Raw genomic sequence first — 11,466 nt, forward strand, 5'->3', positions numbered from 1 at the left:
CGTCGGTGGTGGGACTCGAATTGGAGGTCCGCTGGGTGGGAACACACGGTCGACCCGGGCTGCGGGGCCCTTAATTTGACTTCGAAGACAGATACCTCTGCGAGGGAAGTGAATGTTGTGACAAGCCAGGACAGCGATTTCGATGCCGTCGTCGTCGGTGCCGGGATCTCCGGCCTGTACGCGGTGTACAAGTTTCGTCGGCGCGGTATGCGCGTGCACGGCTTCGAATCCGCCGAGGGCGTCGGTGGCACCTGGTATCACAATCGGTACCCGGGGGCGCGGTGCGATGTCGAGAGTATCGACTACTCGTACTCGTTCGACGAGGAGTTACAGCAGGAATGGACCTGGACCGAACGGTTCGCCACCCAAGCGGAGATCCTGCGCTATCTCGACCACGTGGCCGATCGCCATGAACTACGGTCGGCCTACGATTTCCTGACCCGCGTGACCTCGGCCGTCTACGACGAAGCGACGGGACGGTGGACGATCACCACTGATACGGGGAAAACCGTTACCGCCCGTTTCTGCATTCTGGCGACCGGCGTGCTGTCGGCCACCAACAAACCGGATATCCCCGGCCGCGACACCTTTGCGGGCGAGACCTATCACACCGGTGAATGGCCACACGAGCCCGTCGATTTCACCGGCAAACGGGTGGGCGTCATCGGCACGGGATCGTCCGGTATCCAGGCCATTCCGATTATCGCCGAAGAAGCCGACCGGGTCGTCGTCTTCCAGCGCAGTCCCAATTATTCGATCCCCGCGGGCAATCGGCGGTTGACCGACGATGTCCTTGCCCAGGTGAAGGCCGATTACGCCGAGCGGCGCCGGCTGTCCCGGATCAGCGGTGGCGGCACACCGAACAGCCCGCACCCCAAGGGGGCGATGGAGGTCGACGAGGCCGAGCGGACCCGGATCTACGACGAATGGTGGCAGCGCGGCGGATATCTGTTCACCAAAGCGTTCCCGGATCAAATGGTGAGCAAGGCAGCCAACGACACCGCGCGCGAATACGTCGAGGCGAAGATCCGGGAAATGGTGGAGGATCCGGCGATCGCCGATCAGCTGATCCCCACCGATCACCCGATCGGGACCAAACGGATCGTCACCGATACGGGATATTTCCAGACATACAATCGCGATAACGTCACGCTGGTCAACTTGCGGCGCTCGCCGATCACCGAGATCACCGGGTCCGGTGTGCGGACCGGCGAAGCCGCCTACGACCTGGATATTCTCATATTCGCGACCGGTTTCGACGCGATGACCGGGTCGTTGTCGCGGATCGATATCCGCGGCCGGGCCGGGCGGGAACTGAGCGCCGAATGGTCGGCCGGACCACGGACCTATCTCGGGCTGGCCGTCGACGGTTTCCCGAATATGTTCGTCATCTCCGGTCCCGGCAGCCCGAGCGTGCTCGCGAATATGGTGCTGATGGCCGAGCAGCATGTCGACTGGATCGCGAACTGCCTGGATCACCTGGATGCGCACGATATCGCCACGATCGAGGCGAATCGGGAAGCGGCCGACGAGTGGGTGGCCGAATGCAATGCGAAAGCCGCGGGAACGCTGTTTCCGACCGCGAATTCCTGGTACCTGGGCGCGAACATCCCCGGTAAACCGCGCGTATTCATGCCCTATATCGGTGGTTTCGGCAATTACAACACCATCTGCGCCGAGGTGGCGGCGGCCGGATACAAGGGTTTCGCGCTCGACGGCAGGGCCGCAACGGCCGGCAGCTGAACGACGGTACGAACGCCCCGGCGCGGGCGCCTTATTCCCTACGACGAAATGTGAGGACGTGGTCGAGATGGGTGGACAACGAAGGTCGGACCTGCATCCGGATGTCGAGGCGATGCTGACGGCGCTGGAAGCGTTCCCGGATGTCACCCAGCACACGGCGGCGGAGTTGCGCGAGATCATTGCGTCGCGCCGCGCACCGTTGGCACGGGAGCCGCAGATGCGGATCGCGCAGGACCGCACAATCGATGGTCCGGGCGGCGAACTGGCCGTTCGTCTCTTTGTACCGCACGGCACCACCGGTGCCCGGCCGGTGGTGGTGTTCGCTCACGGCGGTGGTTTCGTCTTCTGCGATCTGGACAGTCACGACGAATTCTGCCGGTCGATGGCCGCGGCGGTGGATGTCGTGGTCGTCTCGGTCGACTACCGGCGGGCCCCGGAACATCCGGGGCCGGCGGCGCTGGAGGATATGTATGCCGCTGTGCGGTGGACCGCCGAACACGCCGTCGAGTTCGGCGGCGACCCGGAACGTTTGGTGGTGGCCGGTGACAGCGCCGGTGGCAATCTGGCGGCGACGGTGAGCCTGGCCGCCCGCGACCGCGGTGGCCCGGCGATCGCGGCGCAGGTCCTGCTCTACCCGGTGATCGACGACGATTTCACCACCGAGTCCTATCGGCTCTACGGCGAGAACTACTACAACACCACCAAGGCGATGCGCTGGTATTGGCAGCAGTACGCTCCGCACGGCACCGACAGTCCGTATCTGGTCCCGACCCGGGCCGAATCATTGGCCGGACTGCCCCGCGCGATCGTCGTGACCGCCGAACTCGACCCGCCGTGCTCGTCCGGAGACGACTACGCCCGGCAGCTCGCGGCTGCCGGAGTCCCGGTTACCGCGCACCGATTCGACGGGCTCTTCCACGGTTTCCTGACCTTCCCGGCGCTGTCGCTCACCGGGCAAGCCCGCGAAAAGCTGTGGCAGATGATGCGGGATGCGCTCGCGGCGTCCGAGAACTCGCCGTCCGCCGAGGTGGGCGGCGCATGAGGGCCGCGCGGCGAGAGGAATCGGATCGGACGCGAAACCAGTGAGCACGGAGAAGAATATGACGCAGCGACTGGCAGGCCGGACCGCTCTGGTAACCGGCAGCAGCCGTGGAATAGGCCGCGCCATCGCGCAGCGGCTGGCCGCCGAGGGGGCGACCGTCGTGGTGACGGCCCGGTCGGCGTCGGGACCGACACCGTCGATGCGCGACGGTGAGACCCATCTGCTGTCCGGTTCGCTGGGCGAGACGGTGCAAGCGATCGAGAGCGCCGGTGGTAAAGCGATCGCGATCCCGGCCGATCTCGAAGACGCCGAACAGCGTGCCGGACTGATCGAGCAGGTCGCCGAGGCAGCAGGTGGCATCGATATTCTGGTGAACAACGCGGGGTTCGCCGATTACAGCTCGATCGCCGAGATGAGCGATGCCACCTTCGACCGTACGATCGAGCATTATCTGAAGGTCCCGTTCATACTGAGTCGCGCGGCGATCCCGTATATGCGTGAGCGTGGGGCCGGCTGGATCGTGAATATCGGGTCCTCGACCGGACTGGATCCCATCCGGCCGTTCCGTGCGTACAACAAGACCTCCGGTGATGTCCTTTACGGCTCGGCGAAGGCCGGCCTGCACCGGTTCACCCAAGGTCTGGCGGCCGAAGTGCTCGACGACGGCATCGCGGTCAACGTGGTGGGGCCGTCGACGGCCATCATGACGCCCGGCGCGGCGGCGCTGCTGCCGGACGGATACGAGACCGAGCCGGTCGAGTACCTGGCGCAGACGGTGCTGGAGATGTCGACGGTGCCGGCCGCCGAGCGCACCGGTCTGGTGTCCTTCAGCCTGCACTACCCGTACGCGACGAACACACCCGTCATGTCACTGGATGGACGCACCGAACTGCCACGGCGTGAGCCGCCGGCGTGGGCGAACCCGAACATCCGGCCGGAAGGGATCTGATGGCCACCCTCGCGAAGGAACGGTTCGCGCGGGGGACCGCCGTGGTCACCGGAGCCGCGGCGGGGATCGGTAAGGGGCTGGCGCAGCGGCTCGGCGAGTACGGGATGTTCGTTGTGGTCGCGGATATCGATACCGGGCGTGCCACCGAGACCGCGGCGGGAATCGTCGAACGCGGCGGCCGCGCCGAAGGGGTCGGCGTCGATGTGGCCGACGCAGCGCAGGTCGAAGCGCTGGCGGAGACTGTTTTCGAACGCTACGACAGCGTGGAACTACTGATCAACAATGCCGGTGTCGAATCGTCGGGGCTGCTGTGGGAGATCGACCCGCGGCGGTGGCAGCGGGTGATGCAGATCAACGTGGACGGCGTCTTCTACTGCCTGAAATCGTTTGTGCCGCGCATGATCGACGCCGGTGCACCTGCCTGCATTGCCAACCTCTCCTCGGTCGGCGGACTCAACACCGTCGCGGTGCAATCGCCGTATATCGTCAGCAAGTTCGCGGTGCAGGCGATGACCGAATGCCTGCATCAGGACCTGTCCATCGTGGGCGCGCCGATCCAGGTGAGCGCTGTCGTGCCGAATTCCATTCGCAGCGAGATCTTTCTCGCGGCCCAGCGCGACGCGCCCAGCACGAACCCCACCGCCAATGCCGTTTTCGCGGCCATGCAGCGGGACAACGTCGACAAAGGGCTCGATCCGTTGGACGCGGCCGCCCATATGCTCGAACAGATCGCCCGAGGCGATTTCTGGGTCTTCTCCGACGACGAGCTGTGCACCGCCGCGGCGACGCGGCGCGGCCGCCAACTTCTCGACCGGGACCCGCCCTCCAACCCACGCGATATGCTCGCCCGGATGGGCGTGCCGCTTCCGGAAGGCAGCTCATGACAGACATCATCGACACCGGGATCGTCACCACGGCCGATCCGGAGACCTTGCTGCACACCGCGATTGCGGAAGCCGACCCGGCACCGCTGCTGATGGCGATGGTGCACGCGACCGGTGACACCGGTCTGCTGGAGGAATTCGGCGCGCGGCTCACGATCACCGAGCCCGGTAACCACTACCGCACCGGCACCCGCCCGGCCGCTCCGCCCGGCACCTACCCCGACGATGTCGTCGCCGATATCCGTGCCCGTGCCCGCGCGCTCCTGACTCCCGGACTCGAACCGAAGGTGGGCGTACCCGATGACGAACTGTTCGCCCGGATGGCCTCCGTGTGCACCTCGGAACGAGTGGCCGACGAGTTCCTTCCGCTGCTGCTGGAACAGGCGGGTTTCACCGAGGACCGGCGCCATGTGCCGGTGACCACCGCCCCGCCTGCCGATTTCGCGGTCATCGTGATCGGCGCCGGGATGGTCGGCATCAATGCCGGAATCAAACTCGGTAAGGCCGGTTTCCCGTTCACGATCTTCGAGGAACGCGACGATATCGGCGGCACCTGGCATCGCAACACCTATCCCGGTGCGGCCGTCGACACGCCCAGCCACTACTACTCCTACTCGTTCGAACTGAATCCGAACTGGTCGAAGTACTACCCGACCGGTGTCGAGTACCAGAACTACCTGCTCGATGTGGTCGAGAAGTACCGGTTGCGCGAGCACATCCAGTTCGGCACGCGCGTGCAGTCGGCGACCTGGCTCACCGAGGAGAACCGGTGGGACGTGGTGACCGAAGACCGTGCTGGCACCGTGCGCCGGCACCGGGCGCGTGCGGTCGTCACCGCTCTGGGCATGCTCAACGCCCCGAATATCCCCGATGTGCCGGGTATGGATACGTTCGCCGGCACGATCACCCACACTGCCGAATGGGATACTGATCTCGACCTGCGGGGTAAGCGGGTCGTGGTGCTCGGGACCGGCTGCACCTCGGTGCAGGTGGTGGCGAATATCGTCGACGAGGTCGATTCCCTGGACGTCGTCGTCCGCAGCCCGCACTGGCTGGTTCCGGAGAAGTCCGTGGGCGGTGAAGTGCCCGAGGGCGAGAAATGGGCGATGGCCAACCTGCCCTTCTACGACCGGTGGTTCCGGCTCCGCACATACTGGTTCGCCTCGGACAACCTCTATGTGCTGCCCCGGATCGACAAGGAGTGGGCGGCTACCCACCTGTCGGCGTCACCCGCCAACGATATGGTGCTGAATACGGCGCTGGAGTACCTGCAGAAGAGTTTTCCGGACCGCCCGGACATGATCGAGAAACTCACCCCGGATTTCCGGCCGTACTCGAAACGAATCGTGAAGGATCCCGGATTCTTCGCGGCACTGAACCGGGAGCATGTGAACCTGCACCGGGCGTCCTTCCGCGAGATCACCCCGGACGGTGTGGTGACGACGGACGGGACATTCATCCCGGCCGACGTGATCGTGCTCGCCACCGGATTCCGGCTCCAGTTCACCACCGCCATCGATATCACCGGCCGGGACGGCCGCAGTCTGGCCGATACCTGGAAGGGCGGCGAAGACCCCCGGGCGTATCGGGGCGTACAGGTGTCGGGATTCCCGAACCTGTTCATCACCGCGGGACCGAACTCGGCCCCCAACCACGGCGCCGGCCACAACATCACCGGCGAGGAGCAGGTCCACTACCTCATCGAATGCCTGCAATACCTGCTCGAGAACGAGCACGCCGCCATGGATGTCGCGCAATCGGCGCAGGATGAATACAACCGCCGGGTCGACGAGGCACTCGACGACACAGTGTGGGTGCATCCCGGCGCGGAGACCAACGGGTACTACCGCAACAATTCGGGCCGGGCCGTCGTGCCCTGCCCGTGGCGGCTGGTCGACTACTGGACCCTGATGCGTGAACCCCGGCCCGAGGATTTCACGTTCCTCTCGAACGGAAAGGCCGGAAAATGACCGACCGGCAGATACCCGACGTCCTCGCCCCCGCCCGCCTCGGCCCGGTGACCCTCCGGAACCGGGTCATCAAATCCGCGACCTTCGAACACATGGCCCCGGGTGCGCTCGTCAGCGAGGACCTCATCGATTTCCATCGCAGCCTGGCTGTCGGCGGAGTCGGGCTGACGACCGTCGCCTACTGCGCGGTCGCTCCGGAGGGCCGGACAGAAGCCGACCAGCTCTGGATGCGGGACGAGGCCGTCCCCGGGCTGCGGCGGCTCACCGATGCCGTCCACGAGCACGGTGGTGCCGTCTCCGCGCAGATCGGGCATGCCGGGCCGGTCGCGAACGGGAAATCGAACGGGTTGCCCGCGCTGAGCGCCTCCCGGCGGGTCACCCCGATGGGCCCGCGCATCACCCATGCCGCCACCCTGGCCGATATCGCCAGAATCCGGGAAGCGCACGGTAATGCCACCCGTCACGCCATCGAATCGGGTTTCGATGCGGTCGAAATCCATTTCGGCCACAACTATTTCGCGAGCTCCTTCCTGAGCCCGCTGCTCAACAAGCGCACCGATTCCCACGGTGGTTCGCTGCGCAACCGGGCGCGTGTGGTACGCGAAACCGCCGCCGAGGTCCGCGCCGCGGCGGGTGACCGGATCGCGGTGCTCGCGAAACTCAATATGGACGACGGAGTGCCCGGCGGATTCTGGCTCGACGAGGCGATCCAGGTTGCGCAGTGGCTCGAAGAAGACGGCAACCTCGACGCCATCGAACTGACCATCGGCAGTTCGCTGCTCAATCCGATGTACCTGTTCAAGGGGGATGCGCCGCTGGCCGAGTTCGGCGCGGTGATGCCGCCGCTGATGCGGTTCGGGGTGAAGCTGGCCGGGAAGTACTTCCTGCACAGCTACCCGTACGAGGACCTGTTCATGCTCGAGGCGGCCCGCCAGATCCGGGCGAGTGTGAATATGCCGCTGGTCCTGCTCGGCGGAATAACCGGCAAGGCCGCCATGGACACCGCGATGGCCGAGGGGTTCGAGTTCGTGGCCATGGCTCGGGCATTGCTGCGCGAACCGGACCTGATCAACCGGATCACGGCAGACCACGCGGCGAAATCGCTGTGTATCCACTGCAACAAATGCATGCCGACGATCTTTTACGGCACGCATTGCCCACTGGCCACACCCAAGGTGGCGGCGAACTAACCGGGTGGGTGCCGGCGTGGGACCGACCGGCGTCCCGGTCATCGGGATGCGTCGGCCCCGCCGGTGGGGGAGCCGGTACGGGCCGTCCGGGACACGCTGTGCCGCTCACCGGGAGTATGCGCCGACAGGCCCCCGCGCCGATGGCAGGCTCGGTGCCATGAGTACCCCAGCCGATACCCGAACCGTTCCCGAATTGCGTGAACTGCCGACCGAGCACGGTGTGCTGCGCTACCGCGAGGCCGGCGACGGCCCGCCCCTGCTCCTGCTGCACGGATCCGGGCCCGGTGTCACCGGGTGGCGCAACTTCGGCGGTAACTTCGCCACCTTCGCCGAGCACTATCGGACACTGGTCCTGGAACTGCCCGGCTTCGGCGTCAGTGACGATTTCGGTGCTGTGCACCCCATGATGTCCGCCCAGCAGGCGGTCACCGCCTTCCTCGACGGGCTCGGACTCGACCGGGTCCGGATCATCGGTAACTCGATGGGTGGCTTCGTGGCCACCGATTTCGCGCTCGCATCGCCCGACCGGGTCGAGCGGCTGGTGACCATCGGCGGTATCGGTACGCCGGTGCTCACCCCGCAGCCGGGGGAGGGAATCATCCGGCTCAGCGAGTTCGTCGACAACCCCACCCGTGAAGCGCTCGTGGCGTGGTTGCGTTCGATGGTGTTCGACCAGTCGCTGGTGACCGAGGAGCTGATCGAACAGCGGTGGGAGCAGGCGACCGATCCGGCGACGCTGGAGAACTCGCGCCGCATGTACAGCAGTGCGGCGCTGGCGCGGATGGCGGCCGCCGCGCGCAGTGTGGATACCACACCTAACTGGGCGAAACTGGGCGGGCTCGCGGTGCCGACTCTCGTCACCTGGGGTCGTGACGACCGGGTCAGTCCTGTCGATATGGCGCTGCTCCCGATGCGCACTCTGCGTAACGGAGAGGTGCACATCTTCCCCAACTGCGGACACTGGGTGATGATCGAGCAGAAGCAAGCCTGGGAGGCTACGGTCCTGGCCTTCCTGCGCCGCTGACCCGGGGAGCTTCTTCCGTTGTCGAGGTGAGTTCCGGCGCCGGGTGGATCACCGGCGCCGGAATCGCGCAGAAGCTGTGGCAGATACGGTCTTTGACGATCTGGTTCGGGCTCTCCGGATCGAACCACTGGTCCACCAGGGCCCAGTGCACCGGATGGTTCATATACGGGCCGAGCAACCCGTCGATATCGGCGTATTCCTGTTCCCAGACATGAGTCCATGGCGAGGTGCCCGCGGCGCGGTCGACGCGGCTGAACTGCCAGGCCCGGATTGCCGGGATCAGCCGGGGCATCTGCAGGGTTGCGTGTTCGAACCGGGCAATTTCGGCCGGTGCGGCCGCATCGTCGACGCGCAAGAACAAGGTGCGGTAGACCGTCGACGGGCCCGCGTCGCCGCGGCGGCCGGATCGGCCGTCGCCGGCGTAACCGCCGGGATACTCGGCGGAGTCGATATGTTCGATCGCCGGGCCGCCCATGGCCTCGTCGACGGTTTCGCGGTGGGACAGCCATTCGGATTTCGACGCGAACCGGAAATGGGCGAGTAGGTCGCCGCCGTTGCGCACTTCCGGCAGAGTCGGGGCCACCAGCGGCGCTCGTACGCCCACTGCTTCCGCGGCCGCGGTGATGCGTTTGACGGTCATCGCCGTGGTCATGGCGTCGGCGGGATCGGCTAGGTGTAGCAGACGCGTCACCTTATACATCGCACAGTCCTTCCACATCCTCGGCGCAGCTCGCCATGGAACGGGTTCGTTCGACGATCATCGGCGCCATCGATTCCCACCACCGGGCCGGTTCGGGGTCGTGCCGGGCACCGATCGCCGCCGCCCACCAGGTTCTCGGGCCGGGCACTGTCCAGGTGGCGGTGACGGTGTTCGTCTCACCGTCGATCCAGGCCGGCGGGCTCACCAGAATCCGATCGAGCGTCAGCCCCCGTTCGCGCGCCTGCGGCGCGTAGCCGCTGAGATACGCGTCGATGAAGGCGCGTGCGCTACCGGGCGTGAGCACGATCCGATCGATGATGTAGATGGTGCGGTCGTCCATGTTCTGAACGTAAGCGCTACCGTCTGGGCCGGTGCCCGTACCTCCCGGTGGCCGGGAGCCCGGACGGTCGAATGCCTTGTAGGCTGCACGATCATGGCCGCCCCCGATTCCTACCCCAACCTGCCCGCGACCAGCTGGGCCGTTCTGGGCATGTTGTCCTTCGGTGAGGAGCTGACCGGCAACGACCTGAAGAAATGGGCGGACTGGAGCATCGGCTTCTTCTATTGGAGCCCGTCGGTGAGCCAGGTCTACGGTGCTTTGGAGAAGCTGGAGGACCTGGCGCTGGTACGTTCCCGGGTGGTCACCGACGAGGGGGTGCGCGGCCGTCGGCTCTACGGCATCACCGAGACCGGCCTGCGCGCGCTGAGGAATTGGTCGCGCGATTCCGAGGTCGATATGCCGATGCTCAAACACGGTGTGATGCTTCGTCTCTACATGGGGCATCTGCACGATCCCGATCATCTGAAAGAGCTTGTCCGCAGGCATATCGAGAATCTGCGTGAACGGGCCCAGCAGGCGCAGCTACACGCCGACCACTCCGAGCCGGAACCGGGCTGGGCGTTCACGCAGATGAGTCTGCGCTGGTCGCAACGGTATTTCGCGGCGGAGATAGCACTGGCCGAGGAGTTGCTCGCCGAGATCGACGAGGCAGCCACCCGATATCGCGAATCGGCGGTGCGCGACGAGAACGATATGCCGATCCCGCGCCAGCCCGGTAGGTGGCGCACGGTCGGCGAGGATCCCACCGACGGCTCGTGACGACCGCGCGCCGGCCGGTCAGCCCTCGGCGAGGACGCTCGGGGCGGTGGGCAGGGCACGCAATATGTTGCGGCGCTGCAGCGTCGGCATGACTCGCACACCCACGGAGACGCTGCGCCAGATGGCGTGAGCGGTCAGCTGGACGGGGCTGATCATCCGGCTGTCGAAGACCATTTTGGTCAACGGGCCGCAGATGGATACCGCGGTGGTCGCCTCGCCGATCGGCCCGATCGGTGCGGCGATACATCCGAAGCCGTGCACCGAGGCGTTGCGCTCGACGGCGTAGCCGAGATCACGGATGCGGGTGTCCTCGGGCCCGGTGCCGCCGCTGAAGGCGAGCAGTGCCTTACCGAGCGCCGTCTGCGACGCCCGCAGCCGCCCGCCCACCCGGGTCGGCACATGCGCGACGAGCCGGCCACCGATCTTGTCGAGATAGACGACATCGTTGCCGTCGAGAACAGCGAGGTGCACGACCATGCCGGTGGTTCGGTACAGATGGTGCAGGTGTTCGCCGGAGGCAGCATGTATCCGATCCTGGTGCACCGCAAGCGATCCCAGTTCGACCAATCTGATTCCCAGACTGTAACTGCGGCCTTCGCGTCGTAGCCAGCGCAACTGGACGAGCCGGTCCAGCATTCGGTGGGCGGAGGAGCGGGGCAGGCCGGTGCGGAGGACGACCTCCGCCAATCCGAGGCTCTCGCGCCCGTCGAAGGCGTCCAGTACGAGCGAGATGCGGTCGAGGATGGCGCTGGGGGTCGCGGCCGTACCGGTGTGCATCTCCTGGGTGGTGATCGTCATGCTTGGCTCCCTTGCCTACCTGCGCCATCGCTCTGACATGGCTATTTCTAATAGAAATAGTGCCATA

General features: G+C 65.9%; 11 protein-coding genes. 8 read left to right on the plus strand and 3 right to left on the minus strand.

The genetic code is table 11. The features are described from left to right. Positions 1 to 117: 117 nt before the first annotated feature. The 7 genes from NS6_RS00090 (at position 118) to NS6_RS00120 (ending at position 8,802) form a co-directional block, all read left to right on the plus strand. Positions 118 to 1,743: a flavin-containing monooxygenase gene (locus NS6_RS00090; RefSeq protein WP_084470489.1), complete on the plus strand. Its 1,626-nt coding sequence runs from the start codon at positions 118 to 120 to the stop codon at positions 1,741 to 1,743. Positions 1,744 to 1,810: 67 nt separating this feature from the next. After that, the gene (locus tag NS6_RS00095; RefSeq protein WP_068035915.1) at positions 1,811 to 2,785 is read left to right on the plus strand and encodes an alpha/beta hydrolase; all 975 of its coding nucleotides are present in this window, start codon (positions 1,811 to 1,813) and stop codon (positions 2,783 to 2,785) included. A gap of 58 nt (positions 2,786 to 2,843) precedes the next feature. Then, positions 2,844 to 3,734: an SDR family NAD(P)-dependent oxidoreductase gene (locus NS6_RS00100; protein ID WP_068035917.1), complete on the plus strand. Its 891-nt coding sequence runs from the start codon at positions 2,844 to 2,846 to the stop codon at positions 3,732 to 3,734. Continuing rightward, positions 3,734 to 4,618: an SDR family NAD(P)-dependent oxidoreductase gene (locus tag NS6_RS00105; protein ID WP_068035919.1), complete on the plus strand. Its 885-nt coding sequence runs from the start codon at positions 3,734 to 3,736 to the stop codon at positions 4,616 to 4,618. The genes NS6_RS00100 and NS6_RS00105 overlap by 1 nt, the downstream gene beginning before the upstream one ends. Then, positions 4,615 to 6,588: a flavin-containing monooxygenase gene (locus NS6_RS00110; protein WP_068035050.1), complete on the plus strand. Its 1,974-nt coding sequence runs from the start codon at positions 4,615 to 4,617 to the stop codon at positions 6,586 to 6,588. Before NS6_RS00105 ends, NS6_RS00110 begins: the two co-directional genes overlap by 4 nt. Beyond that, the gene (locus tag NS6_RS00115; protein ID WP_068035053.1) at positions 6,585 to 7,778 is read left to right on the plus strand and encodes an NADH:flavin oxidoreductase; all 1,194 of its coding nucleotides are present in this window, start codon (positions 6,585 to 6,587) and stop codon (positions 7,776 to 7,778) included. Before NS6_RS00110 ends, NS6_RS00115 begins: the two co-directional genes overlap by 4 nt. Before the next feature lie 157 nt (positions 7,779 to 7,935). After that, positions 7,936 to 8,802 (plus strand): alpha/beta fold hydrolase, encoded by an 867-nt coding sequence (locus NS6_RS00120; RefSeq protein WP_068035054.1) that lies wholly within the window; start codon positions 7,936 to 7,938, stop codon positions 8,800 to 8,802. Here NS6_RS00120 and NS6_RS00125 read toward each other — a convergent pair. Then, positions 8,774 to 9,502, minus strand: a complete 729-nt coding sequence (locus NS6_RS00125; RefSeq protein ID WP_068035921.1) for a Dabb family protein — start codon at positions 9,500 to 9,502, stop codon at positions 8,774 to 8,776. The two genes, NS6_RS00120 and NS6_RS00125, sit on opposite strands and share 29 nt — an antisense overlap. Then, positions 9,495 to 9,842 carry a hypothetical protein gene (locus NS6_RS00130; protein WP_068035056.1) on the minus strand — a complete coding sequence of 116 codons (348 nt, stop codon included), beginning with the start codon at positions 9,840 to 9,842 and terminating at the stop codon, positions 9,495 to 9,497. Before NS6_RS00130 ends, NS6_RS00125 begins: the two co-directional genes overlap by 8 nt. Positions 9,843 to 9,935: 93 nt before the next feature. Here NS6_RS00130 and NS6_RS00135 point away from each other — a divergent pair, with 93 nt between their 5' ends. Continuing rightward, a complete protein-coding gene (locus tag NS6_RS00135) occupies positions 9,936 to 10,601 on the plus strand; it encodes a helix-turn-helix transcriptional regulator (protein WP_068035058.1) in 666 nt (221 codons plus the stop codon). 18 nt (positions 10,602 to 10,619) lie between these two features. On the opposite strand, the gene NS6_RS00140 is transcribed toward NS6_RS00135, so the two are convergent. Then, entirely contained in the window at positions 10,620 to 11,399 is a 780-nt protein-coding gene (locus NS6_RS00140) for an IclR family transcriptional regulator (RefSeq protein WP_068035059.1), read from the minus strand. Between the last annotated feature and the right edge of the window lie 67 nt (positions 11,400 to 11,466).

Source organism: Nocardia speluncae NBRC 108251, from assembly GCF_001613245.1.
Lineage (GTDB): Bacteria > Actinomycetota > Actinomycetes > Mycobacteriales > Mycobacteriaceae > Nocardia > Nocardia speluncae.